Annotated in this window: 15 protein-coding genes and 2 pseudogenes; 7 read left to right on the top strand and 10 right to left on the bottom strand. The window is 61.9% G+C overall.

Translation table 11 applies throughout. The features are described from left to right. Positions 1-57: 57 nt before the first annotated feature. Complete coding sequence (locus ACHIRB_RS11970) at positions 58-240, bottom strand: hypothetical protein (RefSeq protein WP_199703738.1); 183 nt, start codon at positions 238-240, stop codon at positions 58-60. Between the two features lie 86 nt (positions 241-326). Beyond that, the gene (locus ACHIRB_RS11975; RefSeq protein WP_395127700.1) at positions 327-872 is read right to left on the bottom strand and encodes a TetR/AcrR family transcriptional regulator; all 546 of its coding nucleotides are present in this window, start codon (positions 870-872) and stop codon (positions 327-329) included. A 145-nt stretch (positions 873-1,017) separates the two neighbouring features. Between ACHIRB_RS11975 and ACHIRB_RS11980 the strand changes: the two are divergent. After that, a pseudogene (locus tag ACHIRB_RS11980) lies at positions 1,018-3,490 on the top strand (molybdopterin-dependent oxidoreductase). 7 nt (positions 3,491-3,497) lie between these two features. On the opposite strand, the gene ACHIRB_RS11985 reads toward ACHIRB_RS11980, so the two are convergent. Continuing rightward, the gene (locus ACHIRB_RS11985; protein ID WP_395123952.1) at positions 3,498-4,868 is read right to left on the bottom strand and encodes an MFS transporter; all 1,371 of its coding nucleotides are present in this window, start codon (positions 4,866-4,868) and stop codon (positions 3,498-3,500) included. Between ACHIRB_RS11985 and ACHIRB_RS11990 the strand changes: the two genes are divergently transcribed. Beyond that, a complete protein-coding gene (locus ACHIRB_RS11990; RefSeq protein WP_395123953.1) occupies positions 4,867-5,079 on the top strand; it encodes a hypothetical protein in 213 nt (70 codons plus the stop codon). The genes ACHIRB_RS11985 and ACHIRB_RS11990 overlap by 2 nt on opposite strands. Here ACHIRB_RS11990 and ACHIRB_RS11995 read toward each other — a convergent pair. Both ACHIRB_RS11995 and ACHIRB_RS12000 read right to left on the bottom strand, forming a co-directional pair. Next, entirely contained in the window at positions 5,076-5,213 is a 138-nt protein-coding gene (locus tag ACHIRB_RS11995) for a hypothetical protein (protein WP_395123954.1), read from the bottom strand. The two genes, ACHIRB_RS11990 and ACHIRB_RS11995, sit on opposite strands and share 4 nt — an antisense overlap. A gap of 31 nt (positions 5,214-5,244) precedes the next feature. Further along, a complete protein-coding gene (locus ACHIRB_RS12000; RefSeq protein ID WP_395115304.1) occupies positions 5,245-6,177 on the bottom strand; it encodes a GGDEF domain-containing protein in 933 nt (310 codons plus the stop codon). Between the two features lie 170 nt (positions 6,178-6,347). On the opposite strand from ACHIRB_RS12000, the gene uraD reads away from it, so the two are divergent. After that, positions 6,348-6,860 carry a 2-oxo-4-hydroxy-4-carboxy-5-ureidoimidazoline decarboxylase gene (uraD, locus tag ACHIRB_RS12005; protein ID WP_395115303.1) on the top strand — a complete coding sequence of 171 codons (513 nt, stop codon included), beginning with the start codon at positions 6,348-6,350 and terminating at the stop codon, positions 6,858-6,860. On the opposite strand, the gene ACHIRB_RS12010 is transcribed toward uraD, so the two are convergent. Continuing rightward, entirely contained in the window at positions 6,842-8,326 is a 1,485-nt protein-coding gene (locus ACHIRB_RS12010) for a flavin-containing monooxygenase (RefSeq protein ID WP_395115302.1), read from the bottom strand. The two genes, uraD and ACHIRB_RS12010, sit on opposite strands and share 19 nt — an antisense overlap. 80 nt (positions 8,327-8,406) lie before the next feature. Beyond that, positions 8,407-8,751 carry a VOC family protein gene (locus ACHIRB_RS12015; RefSeq protein ID WP_199703746.1) on the bottom strand — a complete coding sequence of 115 codons (345 nt, stop codon included), beginning with the start codon at positions 8,749-8,751 and terminating at the stop codon, positions 8,407-8,409. Between the two features lie 96 nt (positions 8,752-8,847). On the opposite strand from ACHIRB_RS12015, the gene ACHIRB_RS12020 reads away from it, so the two are divergent. Next, positions 8,848-9,915, top strand: a complete 1,068-nt coding sequence (locus ACHIRB_RS12020; RefSeq protein WP_395115301.1) for a maleylacetate reductase — start codon at positions 8,848-8,850, stop codon at positions 9,913-9,915. Between the two features lie 60 nt (positions 9,916-9,975). Here the strand turns inward: ACHIRB_RS12020 and ACHIRB_RS12025 are convergent, their stop codons facing one another. After that, entirely contained in the window at positions 9,976-11,235 is a 1,260-nt protein-coding gene (locus ACHIRB_RS12025; protein WP_395123955.1) for a reverse transcriptase family protein, read from the bottom strand. A gap of 254 nt (positions 11,236-11,489) precedes the next feature. Here ACHIRB_RS12025 and ACHIRB_RS12030 point away from each other — a divergent pair, with 254 nt between their 5' ends. Both ACHIRB_RS12030 and ACHIRB_RS12035 read left to right on the top strand, forming a co-directional pair. Next, positions 11,490-12,062, top strand: coding sequence for an excalibur calcium-binding domain-containing protein (locus ACHIRB_RS12030; protein WP_395123956.1), 573 nt, complete (start codon positions 11,490-11,492; stop codon positions 12,060-12,062). 90 nt (positions 12,063-12,152) lie between these two features. Beyond that, on the top strand, positions 12,153-12,869 hold the full coding sequence (locus ACHIRB_RS12035; RefSeq protein ID WP_395127694.1) for a hypothetical protein: 717 nt from the start codon (positions 12,153-12,155) through the stop codon (positions 12,867-12,869). Positions 12,870-12,883: 14 nt separating this feature from the next. On the opposite strand, the gene ACHIRB_RS12040 is transcribed toward ACHIRB_RS12035, so the two are convergent. Next, positions 12,884-13,807: an RNA polymerase sigma-70 factor gene (locus tag ACHIRB_RS12040; RefSeq protein WP_395123958.1), complete on the bottom strand. Its 924-nt coding sequence runs from the start codon at positions 13,805-13,807 to the stop codon at positions 12,884-12,886. Between the two features lie 118 nt (positions 13,808-13,925). Here ACHIRB_RS12040 and ACHIRB_RS12045 point away from each other — a divergent pair. Then, positions 13,926-14,683 (top strand): annotated as a pseudogene (locus tag ACHIRB_RS12045) (SDR family oxidoreductase). A gap of 51 nt (positions 14,684-14,734) precedes the next feature. Here ACHIRB_RS12045 and dapA read toward each other — a convergent pair. Then, entirely contained in the window at positions 14,735-15,601 is an 867-nt protein-coding gene (dapA, locus tag ACHIRB_RS12050) for a 4-hydroxy-tetrahydrodipicolinate synthase (protein WP_395123959.1), read from the bottom strand. Between the last annotated feature and the right edge of the window lie 21 nt (positions 15,602-15,622).

Consider the following 15,622-nt stretch of genomic DNA (forward strand, 5'->3'; position numbering starts at 1 on the left):
GTGCCACCCTCACGTCCGAGGCGCGACACAGGAACGCGCTTCTTTACGGCAGGTCGGTCAGGACAGGTCGCGGAAGGTAAACGCGAAACCGAACACCGCAATAACTGCGGCAATGCCGTAGCCGATGATCGACAACCAGCCAGCGTGCTGATAGGCCGTCAAAGCGACGATGAACATGGCGAGGAAAACCATGAACATGCCGATGATCGGTGTTCTGCTCTTGAGCTCGTTACGTGCCATTCGGAGTCACCTCATCGATGCAGAGAGAGAAGTGCCTACAGCTAATACCGCGCCCCGCGGAATGGCAACCACCTTGGAGTGGGCGTTCAACCTGTGATGTTGGCCGTGAGCAGAAGTGCAAGCTCGTCGGTGACGTCGTCGAGCGGTGTAGTCGATCGCGAAGCTCTGCACAGGATCACGGCACCTTCTATCGATGCGACCGCCATGGTGGCCAAAGGTGCTGCGCGAGAGGGGTCGACGCCGTCGTCGACCAACGCCTGGGTCAGCGCGCTTCGCCACCGGGTGAAGATGGCGTCGACGGCTGGAAGTAGTTGCTGATCTTCCCGTGTTCCACCGACCGCGACGGCGACGACGGGACAACCTGCCGCGAAATCGCTGCCCTCGAGTATTTGCGTCCAGAAGCCCGCAAAAAGGCGGAGCGCGCCGATCGAACCGTCCTGCAGTGAATGGTCGATTATTTTCGTTATCGCTGTACCCGCAAATTCGAGTGATTCAGCGATGATCTGGTTTCTGCCGCCGGGAAAATGGTGATAAACGGAACCTCTGGGGGCGCCGCTACGCGCGAGTACAGCGTCGACCGTCGTACCGGCCGCACCGTGTTCGCGCAGCAGTTCAGCCGCGCTCACGAGCATGTTGTGTCGCGTTGTGCTCCGCGCCGCCACTTCGCCTCCCTTGTTCGTTCTCCTGGCATAGAGCCTAGTTGGTGCGATGCCAACTATGTTATGTTGCAGATCATAATTGGGGCGTGTCTCGATGTGGCGCAGTTGGAGGATTTCGATGGTCGGTCCAGGATCCAAGACGACGGCATGCGTGCTGTGCGAATGCAACTGCGGTATCAACATCGAACTGGAGGGTCGGCGGTTCGCGAAGATCCGTGGCGACAAGACACACCCGGCCTCGGAGGGATACACCTGCGAAAGCGTTGCGGCTCGACCTCTACCAAAACGGCCCGCATCGGATCACGTCCCCACTCAAACGGACCGACCACGGCGACTACGTCGAAATCGACTGGGATACAGCGTTGGACGAGATCGCGGCCAAACTCTCCCGCATCAAGTCGGCATACGGCGGTCGGTCGATCTTCTTCTACGGTGGTGGTGGTCAGGGCAACCATCTCGGTTCGGCGAACGCGCTTGCGTTGCGGGGTGCCCTCGAATCCAAGTATCACTCGAACGCGTTGGCGCAGGAGAAAACCGGCGAGATCTGGGTCGACGGCCGTCTCTACGGAGGTCATACCAAGGGCGACTTCGACAATGCCGAAGTGCTCGTCTTCATCGGCAAGAACCCATGGCAGTCGCACAGCTTTCCCCGCGCGAGGCCACTGCTCAAGCAGGTCGCGGCAGACCCTGCGCGTTCGATGATCGTCGTCGATCCGCGGGTCAGCGAAACGGCCGCCATGGCCGACTTTCACCTGCAGGTAGCCCCTGGCGGTGACGCCTGGCTGATCGCGGCGATGGTTGCGGTGATCGTGCAGGAGGACCTCGTCGACGGTACTTTCGTCGATGCCCACACAAGCGGCTACGGACCCGTGCGCGACGCGTTCGCAGCCGTCGACATCACAGCTTTCGCACTCACCTGCGGCGTTGCCGAAGAGCAGATCCGAGCCGCTGCTCGGCGCATCGCTACTGCCGAAAGTGTCTGTGTATACGAGGATCTCGGCATACAGCAAGCCCCGAACAGCACACTCGTCTCCTACTTGAACAAGCTCCTGTGGATACTGACCGGAAACTTCGGCAAGCCTGGCACGATGTTTCTCCACTCGTCTTTCGCATCGTTGACCGGCGGCGGAGGCGGTACGAATTCGGTGCGCAGAACACCGACGCGGTTGGACCGCGCGAAGAAGAAGGCAATCGAAACCGGAGTCACGGCCGCAGGTAAGGCGCTTGCGACGGCGATTCCGCGGCTCTCGAGAATCGGAAGAGTCACTGCCGCAGTCGAATCCGGATCCGGCAAGGTGCTCGACGTGATGGTTCCGTTCGCGGCAGGTCTACTCGCGTCGGGTGGTGGCGCCGGTGGGGGTGAGCGGGTCAGCCCCGTCACCGGCGCGAAGATCATCGGCGGGTTGGTCCCGTGCAATTCGATCGCGGACGAGGTACTCACCGACCACCCGGACCGATTCAGAGCGATGTGGATCGACAGCTCGAATCCAGCACATTCCATCGCGGATTCCAAGCGCTTCCGCCAGGCGATGCGAGCTCTCGAGCTGTCGGTGGTGATCGACGTCGCCTTCACGGAAACGGCCCGTCAGGCGGACTACGTATTACCTGCCGCAAGCCAGTTCGAAAAGCCGGAAGCGACCTTCTTCAACTTCGAGTTCCCGAAGAACGTTTTCCATCTTCGTAAGCCGATCCTCGACCCGCTGCCGGGCACCCTGCCGGAGCCTGAGATCTACGCGCGTCTCCTGCGCCGCCTCGAAGTCGTCGATGCGGCGGTGCTAGAGCGCCTGCGCAATGCCGCCCACGGTGGCCGTGACACCTTCGCGGCAACCTTCTTTGCGACCGTCGCCGCCGGGCCGCGGCTTGGCGGGATCGCGCCCTTCCTGCTCTACGAAACTCTCGGTGACACTCTGCCGCCGAAGCTGCGCGGCGCGGCGGTCCTGTGGGGAGTCAGTCAGATGTGCGCGCTGTCGAATCCCGAAGCGGTTGCGCGGTCGGGCTATTCCGGCAAAGGGCTCGCGCCGGGCAACAAGCTGTTCGACTCGATCATCGCGACGGACACCGGCGTCGTATTCACGACGGACACCTGGGACGACGTGTGGAACTACGTCAAACGGCCGGACAGGCGGTTCACGATCGACATCGATTCCCTGCTCACCCGAGTACGTGAACTCGGTGCGGCACAGTCGGTATGGACAACCGAGGAGTTTCCGTTCGTTCTCGCGGCAGGCGAGCGACGGTCGTTCACCGCGAATACGATCTTCCGCAATCCTGATTGGCGCCGCCGTGACAAACAGGGCAATCTTCGGATCAGCCACGAGGATGCGACAGCTCTGGCGTTGAACGACGGAGACAGTGCGCGAGTCGTGACCAGCAGCGGTTCAGCGACGGTCACCATCGAAGTCAGCGACATGATGCGAGCGGGAAACATTGCGCTGCCCAACGGGTTCGGTCTCGACTGCCCGACCGAGGACGGAACGCTGACGTCCGCTGGAGTATCACCGAACGAGCTGACGAGCGCGGGCCACAAGGACGACTTCGCCGGCACACCGTGGCACAAGCATGTGCCGGCTCGTCTGGAGGCGATCCGCTAGTTCGCAGTCAGTTACGCTGCGCTGTCAACTGCTTCTGCTCTTCGATGGATTCCGGCGTGCCGGGAACTTCGGTGCCATGCAGCGACAATCCCTTCGTCTCGATCAGGAAGTACGCAGAGACGATGCCGATGAGACACGCGCCGAGCATGTAGAACGCCGGAACGAGATTGTTGCCTGTTGCGCCGATGATCGCCTCGTTGACGGCGGATGCTGTTCCGCCGAACAACGAGGTCGCGACGTTGTAGCCGATCGCTACGCCGGCAAACCGCACGATTGTCGGGAACATCGCCGGGAAGGTCGCCGAAATCGTTGCCAGCTGGGGCGCGTACAGCATGCCCAGCACCGCGAAGCCGATGATTGCACCGGTCAGGCTTGTCCCGATCAGCAAGTACATCGGGATCACGGCGACGACGAGTGCCGCGCACGAGCCCATCCACATGGGCCGTCGTCCTATTCGGTCGGACAGGATTCCGAAGAACGGCAGGGTCACCAGCATCGCGATCTGGCCGAACAAGGGAACGAGAAGGGCGTCGGATTCCTCCATGTCCAGGGTCGTCTGCAGGTAGGTCGGCATGTAGCTGAGCAGCGTGTAGTTGACGACGTTCAACGCGATCACCAGGCCGAACAGCGTCAGAATCGACCGTGTGTAGCGCGTCAACAGATCCTTGAAGACGCCGCTGACCTGCTCCTTCGTTGCTTCCTTCTGCTCCAGTTCGCGGAAGACTGGGGTGTCTTCCATCCGGCTTCGCAGGTACATACCGATAAGGCCGAGCGGTGCGGCGACGAAGAACGGCAGGCGCCAGCCCCAGCTTTCCATCGAGTCGGCGTCCAAGATGTTGACCAGGAGGAGTGCGATCAGGTTGCCCATGGTGAAGCCGACGAGTGTTCCAACTTCGAGGAAGCTGCCGTAGAAGCCACGCTTCTTGTCGGGGGCGTACTCAGCCATGAACGTCGCAGCGCCGCCGTATTCACCGCCCGCCGAGAAGCCCTGCAGCATGCGGCACGCGTACAGCATGATGGGTGCCCAGATGCCGATCGTTTCGTAACTCGGGATCAGACCGACAACCAGCGTCGACGACGCCATGAGGATGATCGTCATCGCAAGGACGCGTTTGCGCCCGATCTTGTCGCCGAGAGGTCCCCAGAACAGGCCACCGATCGGACGAATCAGGAACGAAATCGCGAATCCGACGAGGGTGTAGAAGACGCCGTTGGAGCCCTCGGGAAACAGTGACGCCGCAATATGCGTCGTGAGATAGGCGTAGACGCCGTAGTCGAACCATTCGACAGCGTTTCCGATCGCAGAGGCGCCGATCGCTCTGTGCAGGACTTTCGGTGGAACATCCTTGGTGGTCGGCGGACTCGACTCTTGCGACATGGAAGAACTCCCGTCCCTGGTGGCACACGCGCTTGCACCCGAATTTGCGCTGGCTGACGTCCCCGCAGGGACGTCAGCCAACGTCACGACGGTCCTGCATACCCCTGCTTCGTCGGCTGTAAACCCCGTGCGGGCGCACTACCGCAAAGCAAACGACGCCCACCGCAGCGTGTTCGGCTGCGATGGGCGTCGAGTGTGGGTTGTTGGCTAGTTCGATCCGCCCTCGAAACGTTTGTCGACGAATGCGGCGAAGTCGGCCTTGCCCGGAATCGCCTGTGCCTCCGTGAACGCGTCGGCGATCTCCTGCCCGGACGCTCGTGTCTGCGCTGGCGATCGATTTCGCACCTGCTTCCCGCTCGGCGATGAGCCACAACTTCTAGTCGAGCAACCGCCACAGCGAGTTTCTGATGTCCCGGTTCACGCGGCGCTGGATGGTCGGTAGCACCTCGGACAAGGACGGCCGCAGCTTGCGACGGGAGCGTTTGTCGTCGTACATGTCTGTGTCGGCTTCGTGGAGGGCATCCTCGAATCGGCCCTGCGGCACCAAAATTGCCGTTCCGACGGAAACGGAGGGAATCACTTCGTCGCCGTTCGGCATAACGAGCGCTGCTTGAACACAGCGGCGGATGCAGTCGGTATAGAGACCGTCGATGTCGGTGCCCTGCGAAGGGACGAGGATGACGAATTCGTCGCCGGACAGCCTTCCGACAACGCTGCCGCTCGGGGCGAACAGCGTCAGGGCTCGGCCGATGGTCTCGAGGAGCAGATCGCCGCCTGCGTGTCCGTGTGCGTCGTTGACCAGTTTCAGATTGTCGACGTCGACCATCATCACCAATGTGTCGACAGGCTCGGCATCCTGCAGGGCCCGACGAATACCAGCGCGGTTGAGTAGGCCGGTCAATTCGTCCCGATACGCGGCATGCTCGAGGGCGCGGATGTGAGCGCGTTCGGTCGTCCAGTCGTCGACGACAACCATGACGACGATTTCGTCGCCGTGCCGTACCGACGCCTTACGGACCCGAGCCCAGATCGTCGAGCCGTCCTTGTGGAGCAGGCGTCGTTCGGTAGCCAGTGAGGGTGCAGCGCCGGACAGCAACTCGGCAGCATCTCTGTCGCGGCTGGGTCGGTCGTCGGGATGGACAACCTGCGCATGCAACTGGAGGGCTTCCGGCAGCGTGTAACCGAGCATGTCGGCGAACGCCTGATTCGCTTCTCGTACGTTGCCGTCGGCACCATGAATCACGAGTCCGGACGACACGCTGGCCATCAGCGCCTGGTAGACCTCGGCGTCGTATGCGCCCCCAACCATCCGACCTCCCGGCCCGTATCGTCGATGTCCGATTTCGCCAGATTGCGGCGAGTTAGCTATGAGCATAGGACTGGTGTGTGACACGGGCACGTCCAGTGCGTGCACTACGGCGGCACGTCACACTGACCTGGAATTATGCCGCTGCAACGGAAAAGTGTCGAGGTGAACGGATGTCGTCGGAGTACAGAGCTGGTCTGGTCGAATTCAACGAACTCGCCTACGCCAGCGCGCTCGAACAACTCATCGCGGTGTGTGCAGCTCCGACCTGGGCACACAACGTGGTCACCGGGCGACCGTTCGCTGATTCTGATCAGCTGTTCGAGCACGCCGAAAAGTGTTTGCGGGCTCTGCCTGATTCGGACATCGACCAGGCACTCGATGGCCACCCGCGCATCGGCGGCGACGTGCGCAACGCGAATTCCGCGGCCGAGCAAGCCGCCGTCACTGGGGCCGACACAGAGGTGCGGGCGAAGCTCGCCGATCTCAATGCCGATTACGAAGCCCGATTCGGCCACATTTATCTGGTCTTCGCAAGCGGGCGTTCAGGCGAGGAGCTTCTGCAGATCCTGGTGGCGCGGTTGGGCAACGACGCCGCGACGGAACGCCTGACCATCCGGAACGAACTCGTGAAGATCAATCGCCTGCGTGTCGCGCGGTTGCTTGGTCAGCCGACGGCCAGCTGACGCGTCACGTCGTAGTCTTTCGGGTCGAAGTTGGTCCGTTTGCCGTATTCGCTCATCTTGCCTGGCCAGTTGGCGACAACACGTCCGCTCGCCTCTCGGTACCAGCTGCTGCACTTCGTCCACACGGTCTTCTCGAGCCGCTTCTGAATCTCTGCGTCGTAGCTTTGCTCGACCTCCGGTTTGACCGCGACGTAGAACGCCTTCTTCCGCTTCAAGAATTCGACTGCTTGTCGGACGTAGCGCGCCTGCTGTTCGTGCATGTAGATGATCGATCCCGAGCCGAGGTTGGTGTTCGGTCCGTACATGACGAACATGTTCGGGAAATGCGGCACCGCGAGTCCGTAGTAGGCGCGGGCACCGTCGGACCAGACTTCACGAAGCGATTTGCCGCCGATGCCGTGAATATTCATCGGAGCCAGGAACTGCGTCGCCGCAAATCCGGTGCAGTAGACGATGACGTCCACCGGATGACTGACACCGTCGTCGGTCACCACCGCGTTCGGCGTGATCTTTTCGATGTGGCTCGTCTCGATGTGGACGTTCGGCTGCCCGACCGCGGGGTAGTAGTTGCTGGCCATCAGGCCGCGCTTGCACCCTGCCTGGTAGTCGGGAGTCATCTTGGCGAGCAGTTCGGGGTCGTCGATTTGAGATTCGCGATGGCTGGTCGCCCACGCGGTGAGAAAGTCGGCGACCTTGCCGTTCCCTTCCAGGCCCGACGTCACAAATTCGTAGAACGCCCACCAGCCGAGACGCTCGGCGCGGTGGATGCCAGGCAGCTTGTTGACTACCGGCAGCTTGGTCAGCGCCGCAACCTTGGGCGGAATGTAGTAATTCTCGAACTTCGGGATGATCCACGGTGCCGATCGCTGGAAGACGGTCAGGCTGCCGACCTTCGGCTGTATCGCCGGGATGATCTGAATGGCGCTCGCACCTGTTCCGACAATCGCGACGCGCTTTTCGGTCAGGTCGACGTCGTGGTTCCACTGCGCCGAATGAAACGAAGCGCCGCGAAACGATGCCATTCCTTCGATTGTCGGCATTACCGGTCGTGACAACTGGCCCACTGCGGGCACGAATACGTCGGCCTCGATGACCTCTCCGGTGGACGTTTGCACGCGCCACACGCCGGAGTCGGCGTCGAAGTCTGCCGAGGCGACTTCGATGCCGAAACGAATATGGTCCATAAGTCCGTTGCGTTCGGCGACATCGTGCATATAGGCGAGGATGTCGGCTTGGCCCGCAAACCGCTTGGGCCAGTTCGCGTTCTGCTCGAAGGAGAACGAATACAGATCGGACGGCGCATCACATGCTGCACCGGGGTAGGTGTTGTCGCGCCACACGCCGCCGAGTCCGTCGGCCTTGTCGATGATCGTGAACTCGTGGTGGCCATGGCGCTTCAGTTCGAGCGCGGCCGCGAGTCCGCCGAAGCCGGCGCCGACGATGAGCACTGATGGTGTACGAGTCATGACACCAACGGTATGGAGTCTTGCTAGCTGGCCGCAGAGGCTCGCGGCCGATAAATCGATATTTTCGGCCAGCTTTCGGGTCAGATGTCTTCGATGAGGCTCAACTGGTTGCCGTCCGGGTCGGAGATCGTCGCCAACCGCTGGCGCCCCTTCGCCACCGTGATCGGTTCCGTTGCGTCGATACCTCGATCGGCGAGATCGGCGAGGTGACGATCGAGATCGTCGTCGACGAAATTCAGCGCGGTCCGTCCAGCTTTGTCGGGGCTGTGAAACACCTGGACGACGGCGTAGTCGCCAAGTTGCCATTCCGAAAGGCCGTCCATCGGGTGGCGATCGGCCGCACGATCGAAGAACGTCGTGTACCAGCGCTCGGCTGCGTCGAAATCGGAAACCGGGACGACCGGTAGAACTGCGGAGATGGTCACGGTGATACCTCTTCTGTTGGTGTAGTACGAGACGTCGGTGCTGGCTGACTGCTATCGACATACCCTGAGCAACATGAGCGAACACACGGCATGTCGATGACGACGCCGTTCAGCTACGAGGCCCTTCCGATGCGGGTGATCTTCGGCGCCGGTCAGCTGGAAGCGATCGCTGCCGAGGTCGAACAGCTGGGATTGCGCCGCGTCATGGTGCTGTCGACCCCGAGAGGTCGGGACTTGGCGCAACGCGTCGCCGATCTGCTGGGTCCGGTTGCGGTCGGAATCTTCGACGGTGCGCGAATGCACGTTCCGGTAGAGACCGCAGCAGCTGCCGGCGACGCGGTGAATGTTGTTGGCGCAGATGGCTGTGTGGCGATCGGCGGCGGCTCGACCATCGGGCTCGGCAAAGCGCTTGCGTTGCGAAACGGCCTGCCGATCATTGCCGTTCCCACGACCTATGCAGGATCGGAGATGACGCCGGTCTGGGGACTGACAGAGAACTCCCGTAAGCAGACCGGGCGCGACATCCGAGTGCTCCCGCGGTCGGTGATCTACGACCCTGAGCTCACAGTCGCTCTGCCGCAAAATGTTTCGGGGACAAGCGGATTGAATGCGATCGCGCACGCGGTCGAAGCGCTGTACGCACCGGATCGGTCGCCGATCATGTCGCTGCTGGCCGAGGACGGGGTCCGCAGTCTTGCTCGCAGCCTGCCGCGGGTCGTAGCCGACGGAAGCGATCTCGACGCGCGATCCGATGCGCTACGTGGCGCCTGGTTCTGCGGCGCATGTCTCGGAGCGACGACGATGGGCTTACATCACAAGATCTGTCACGTTCTTGGCGGGACGTTCGACCTCCCGCATGCCGAGACCCACGCTGTGGTGCTCCCCTATGTTGCGGCAATGCGCCTGGCCGAAGAGCCGGACGCCGCTGCGGCAATGCGGCGCGCTCTGGAAACAGATTCGCCTGCACAAGCTTTGGCGGACTTGGCCGCCTGGGTCGGGGCGCCGACGTCGCTGGCCGAACTGGGTCTGCAAGAAGCGGACCTGGACGTTGTCGTTGAGGCGGTGCTGGCCAACCAGTATTCGAAGCCCGTCGCGAAGGGCGAGCTCGAAACTTTATTGAGGCGGGCGTTGCATGGTGGGCCCGATGGGCCTACGCCTACATAATTCGAATGATTTGACAGTTTCCCGCCGATTTCCACGAATTTTGTAGGCTCAGGCCCATTCTCACCGATTCCAATCGACCCGCGCGGCCATGTCGAGCAGCCGCTGTCGTCGTCGGGGATCAGTTTCCCCTATCCATGCGATCCGCCCATAGATATGTGCGCGAAAATCGGTGTGGCCGTCGGTGTTCTGTTCATGCGCACCGGTCCGCGCGCAGTTGTGCAGCAGCGCCCGCAGCGCGTCGTACGCCTCGCGGGGCGCGCGTGGTTGCGAGTTGACGACGAGGCCGGCAAGTAGTTGGCGCTGATGGGTCCGCCTCACCGACGTCTTACGTCGATTCACCGTGAATCCTTCGTCGTCGACCATGTGCGAGACCGCCCACAGCAGTGCATCCACGTCGGTGGTCGACGGCCCAGACAGTGCGAGGTCGTCGGCGTAGCGGGTGTAGGTGAGATTGTGCTTCGTTGCGTACCCGGCGACGCGACGGTCGAGATTGCGGGCGATCAGGTTTGCGAGGCGGGGTGACGTGGGTGCGCCTTGAGCAAGGTGCGGCATGCGAAGCAGGCTGGCGTGTTGGTTGTCGATGCCGCGCAGCGCGGAAACAGCTGTCGCGGTGGTGCAGATGTGTGCGAGCACATTTGCAATCGCGTAGTCGTAGCCGATCGCCCGATACACCGCGCGGACCCTGCCGACCCCGATGCTGGAGAAGAAGTTGCGCAGGTCGATGCGTACAACAACGTCCGATCCGGCATGCGGATCGGCGAACGATGCTGCACTGCAATCTTTCTCGAATCCGTGGCACGCAGGGTGCGCGGGAACCGATGCGAGAACCTTCCGTGCGATGGTCCGCTGCATCTCGCGCAGCCTCGGTTCGGGTGCCTCGATCAGCCTGATCCCGCTTGCCTTCGGACGCCGCAGGTACCGATAGTGCGTCAGTGGTTCTGTTGAGTTTCGCAGCCAACTGCCACGGTCTGCGAACCAATCCAGTTCTGCAGGAGTCACATTCAACATGCTTGCCACCGACCGCAGGTCCGGGAGCTCCGGAACGCCGAACCGCAGGTCGTGCTGAACCGGCTCGACAAGATTGACGACTCGTTGCAGGACAGGCAGTTCCGCAAGGATCGAACGCAGGCTTGTGCGCCGATCGACGGGTTCGGTCGGCACCAATGCGATCACTCGACGGGCAAGTTCCTCCGCGCGGACAGCGTTCACGAAGGATCCGAATACCTCTGCGAGGTCCGACCTTTGCCAGGTTCGGTCGGCCGCGTCGAACTCGTCGGCAAGTAGGTCGGCCAGCTGTGGTGGTACCGCGCGGCGAGTCATGACATGTGAGGTGGAGTGGGGCGACCTGATTCCTTCGTCCTCGGCGCCGCTATGCGCGCGGAGCGCGCGGGCCGGCTTCGGACGCAGTGCCCAACTGATCTGTCATACCCAGGGGTTGCCCCTGAGACGGGTCCGATCGACCCACTCTCGCCCCACCTCCACCGCACAAACCCACCATGCCACAGGTCGCTGTAACGACCGCGACCTCCCGACGATCTAGGGGCGTCCGTCGCACACTTCGAAAGAGGGATCCGTTGACCAATCCGCCGTTCTACACGCCGCCGAACGCGCCCGATCCGTGGGCACGTCCGGAACCACCGAAGAAGCGCAAGGTGTGGCCGTGGATCGCCGGAGGCGGTGTCGCGGTCGTAGGAGTGCTTGCAATCATCGGCAACTCGGTAGAGAGCGAGACCGAGAAAAATCCTGCGCCGCCTGTCGCGCCCGTTGCTGCCACAACGACCACGATCACGCCCACTGCGACAACGACATCTGCGACAGCGACGACCACCGTCACGACGGTTCCGCGCACGACAGTTCCGCCCACGACGACGTTCGAGCAGATTCCACTACCGGTGACGACCACCCGGATCACGACGACCATTGCGCCGCAGCCACTTCCGCCGCCACCAATTCCGGAGATCACGACAACCGTGCAGCCTGCCCCTGCGCCCTCCGTCGACCCCGAACCGCCTGCAGGGGTGTACTACGAAGATTGTGACGCGGTGCGTGCGGCAGGCGCGGCACCGCTGCATCGCGGGGAACCAGGCTATCGATCGGGGCTTGACCGTGATGGCGACGGACGGGCATGCGAACCGTCGCGCCGTTGACGGAAATGAGGCCGCTCGGTCCTGGATTCTGTAGCCTGCAATTTTTGCTGTATCGAGTGGGGGACAATGGGCTTTTACGATTCTCGATGTATGTTGACGGGCATCAGCCTCATCGATCGTGCGGTCCTTGTTGTTCTGAGTAGCGACGACGATTCGTATCGCCCTATTTCGCTTGGGGTACCTGGTACCTACGACCGGTTGGGCTCGATTGATTCAGTCCAACCCGACACGAACACTGTGCTCGTCACCGAGTACTTTCACGATCGACTTCGTGACGGCAGGTTTGTCGTACATCCGACCGAATGGGTCGGCGACCCGCCGTTCGCTGAAATCGAGGAACTTCTCTATCTATTCGAACGCAACGAGTTGGTCTACACCGGTATGGGGCCTCCGGTTGCGGAACTGGATGGCGCCCTCATCGTATTCGCGCTGTTCGCCGAGCGGGTGTGGAACAGGTTGTGCGCCAATACGCGATCCAGCCGCGAATCTGGAGTCGACGTCTTTCGGAGAGTTTTTGGAACATCATCGCCCGCAGACGAGATCTATCGCGGACGGATATCCGACGTTGATACCGAGCTCCGCGAATTGGCGAAGATTGGCACATTTATCGCCGAACGCGCGATGTCGTGGGCACCTGCAGGTGAAGTGTCGCAGCGATACCCCACTGAAATGAGAGGTCAATATCACGAGGATGATGCGCGCGAGTTTTTACGCGAGGCTCGACTCGACTACCACGATTGTCCTGCGGTGCTGGCGGGACTGGATGAGCATGAACGCGATATCGAAGAATATTTCGAGACAGGCTGATGCCGACGAACACATTAGTGGTGCGCTTGTCGTGCCATGTTCGCTGAGATCACAGCCAGCTTCTCCGGATTCATCAGCCACATGACTTGATCGATCCCGTTGTCCGAAGCGGTCACGGTTGCAACCGCGATCGCTGTGTTGTCGCGCGAGATCAGCACGGAGGCCTGTCCGTTTGTGTCGAGCCAGGTCAACTCGACGCCGATCCAGAAGTGTGAGGCAAACGCCTTGACGTACTTCGCAACTCGGGACCGGCCGAAGACAGGAATGCGCGAGGCGCGGACGATTCCGCCGCCGTCGGAGTAGCTGACCACGTCTTCGGAGAAGAGTTGTTCGAGTGACTCGAGATCGCCTGACCGGGCTGCGTCGATGAATGCGGCGAGCAGACGGCGATGTTCTGTGGGGCTGACGGGAGTCTTTCGTCCGTTGCTGATGTGTTTGCGCGCACGCGAAACGAGTTTGCGAACGGCAGGCTCTGTCGTCTGGAGGATGTCGGCTATCTGTCTGTACGGGTAGTCGAACGATTCGCGCAACACGTACGCGGCACGTTCGGTCGGCGAGAGCTGTTCCAGTAGAACCAATACCGCGAACTGCAACGCTTCGCCATGCTCGGCGCCCAGTGCCGGGTCCGCGCTGGTGTCCACCGGCTCGGGAAGCCATGGGCCAATGTAGGTTTCGTGTCGCGCACGCGCGGACTGCGCCGCGTTGATAGCGAGTCGGGTTGTTGTCGTCGACAGGAACGCGATCGGGCTCCGCACTGCGCTGCGATCGTAGGACTGCCACCGCAGCCAAGCATCCTGAACGATGTCCTCGGCTTCTGCCACGCTGCCGAGCATTCGGTAGGCGATCCCGAAGAGTCGGGGACGAAACTCGGTGAAGACGGCCGCAGCCTGGTCGAGGTCCGTCGATGGACCGCCCTGTTCCGCTGGTGCTGCAGACATCTCGCCAGACTCCTCGCCATAGAACCGCACGTACACACCTGTCCGTCACATAACCGCGGTCTGTCCGGTCAACTCTTCGACCGTACTTTCAGGTCCAGGCGCGACGAAAGGGTTCACCATGAAGGTAGTTGTCATAGGCGGTACCGGGCTCATCGGATCGAAACTTGTTGTCGGGCTCGCGGAACACGGTCACGAGGCCGTCGCGGCCTCGCCGAACACAGGTGTGAACACGATCACGGGCGAGGGTCTCGACGACGTACTCTTCGGCGCCGATGTTGTTGTGGACGTACCCAATTCGCGTCGTTCGAGGATGCCGCCGTATTGGAGTTCTTCGAAACGTCGACGAAAGATGTGCTCGCTGCCGAGGCGGCGGCAGGCGTCGGGCACCACGTTGCATTGTCGGTCGTAGGCACGGCGAACCTGGCCGAGTCGGGCTACTTCCGCGCGAAGATCGCACAGGAAAAGTTGATCGCAGAATCATCCGTCCCCTACACGATCGTGCACGCAACGCAGTTCTTCGAGTTTGTGAAAAGTATTGCCGGAGCAGCGACGGACGGCGATGTCGTTCGACTTTCGTCTGCACTGATTCGACCGATCGCAGCGCGGGATGTCGCGACTGCCGTCGGTCGAGTGGCGACGGGAACTCCGCTCAACGGAATCGTCGAGATAGCCGGACCCGAGACGTTCGGTCTCGACGAACTGATCAGGCATGGTCTACGTGCAGATAGTGATCCGCGTGAAGTCGTGACCGATCCGACCGCACGCTACTTCGACGCGCTTCTGGACGAGCGCACGCTGCTGCCAGGTGCCGGTGCGCAGATCTTCGATACGCGATTCGAGGACTGGGTGGTGGCGCAAGCTGGGCGAGCAACGTAGGCGGCTTCGTCGCTTGTGAGCACTTCCGGAGGGCCCGACCACCAAAAGGACTCACAAGGTGCGTAGCGCCCTGTCGCGTGCGGATGCTGTGGCAGGCAGTAGTGGCAGTCGGACGAAGCTGCTCGGAATGATGCCCTGTGCCGCCAGAACCGACTTGATCACAACAGGATTCGGCTCGGCGAACAATGCAGAGGTCAGCTCGACGAGGCTGTGACCACGCTGCTGTGCCCGAGCCGTCTCGCCGGCACGCCAGGCGTCCACGAGGGCGGCAAAGGCGGCAGTAGCAACGTTGGCCGATGCGGTGATCGCTCCCGTCGCGCCGAGGGCCAGGAGCGGCGACGCATACAGATCGTCCCCGGCAAGGACAGCGAATCCATCAGGCACACAGGACATCATCGCCATCGTCGCATCGTCGATACCACCGACGGCATGCTTGAAACCGATGATGTTGGGAATGCGCGCAAGCTGAAACAAGGTGTCCGCGTCGAGGCCGACGCCCGTGCGATACGGAATGTTGTAGACGATCAGTGGCGCCGGGCTGGTCCCGGCGAGTCGCGTGAAATGAGCGACGATCCCGGCTTGGGACGGTCGGGTGTAATACGGGACGACCGACAGCGCGGCCGTCACTCGCAAACCGAGTTGTGCAACGGCAGCCACCGACTCTGCGGTCGAATTCGACCCCGCGCCCGCGATCAGCGGAACGTCACGCTCCTCGCAGACCCGAACGCACACGGCAAGTACCCGACTACGTTCGTCGGCGGTCAATGTCGAGGTCTCTGCGGTTGTGGCAAGTGCAACGAGGCCGGTTGCGCCGCCGTCGAGTACCGAATGGGCGAGTCGCTCCAGCGCGGTGAATGCGATGTCACCGTCGTCCTCGAACGGTGTCACCAGTGGGACGAACAGTCCTGAGAGAGTCATGTCATCCAGACTGAGCCGTTG

Source organism: Antrihabitans spumae (assembly GCF_043944905.1).
Classification (GTDB): Bacteria; Actinomycetota; Actinomycetes; order Mycobacteriales; family Mycobacteriaceae; genus Antrihabitans; species Antrihabitans spumae.

Coding starts and splice junctions, on each gene's coding strand:
- ACHIRB_RS11970 (WP_199703738.1), bottom strand. CDS start 240: ATGGCACGTAACGAGCTCAAGAGCAGAACACCGATCATCGGCATGTTC.
- ACHIRB_RS11975 (WP_395127700.1), bottom strand. CDS start 872: ATGCTCGTGAGCGCGGCTGAACTGCTGCGCGAACACGGTGCGGCCGGT.
- ACHIRB_RS11990 (WP_395123953.1), top strand. CDS start 4,867: ATGGAAGAACTCCCGTCCCTGGTGGCACACGCGCTTGCACCCGAATTT.
- ACHIRB_RS11985 (WP_395123952.1), bottom strand. CDS start 4,868: ATGTCGCAAGAGTCGAGTCCGCCGACCACCAAGGATGTTCCACCGAAA.
- ACHIRB_RS12000 (WP_395115304.1), bottom strand. CDS start 6,177: ATGGTTGGGGGCGCATACGACGCCGAGGTCTACCAGGCGCTGATGGCC.
- uraD (WP_395115303.1), top strand. CDS start 6,348: ATGTCGTCGGAGTACAGAGCTGGTCTGGTCGAATTCAACGAACTCGCC.
- ACHIRB_RS12010 (WP_395115302.1), bottom strand. CDS start 8,326: ATGACTCGTACACCATCAGTGCTCATCGTCGGCGCCGGCTTCGGCGGA.
- ACHIRB_RS12020 (WP_395115301.1), top strand. CDS start 8,848: ATGACGACGCCGTTCAGCTACGAGGCCCTTCCGATGCGGGTGATCTTC.
- ACHIRB_RS12025 (WP_395123955.1), bottom strand. CDS start 11,235: ATGACTCGCCGCGCGGTACCACCACAGCTGGCCGACCTACTTGCCGAC.
- ACHIRB_RS12035 (WP_395127694.1), top strand. CDS start 12,153: ATGTTGACGGGCATCAGCCTCATCGATCGTGCGGTCCTTGTTGTTCTG.
- ACHIRB_RS12040 (WP_395123958.1), bottom strand. CDS start 13,807: ATGTCTGCAGCACCAGCGGAACAGGGCGGTCCATCGACGGACCTCGAC.
- dapA (WP_395123959.1), bottom strand. CDS start 15,601: ATGACTCTCTCAGGACTGTTCGTCCCACTGGTGACACCGTTCGAGGAC.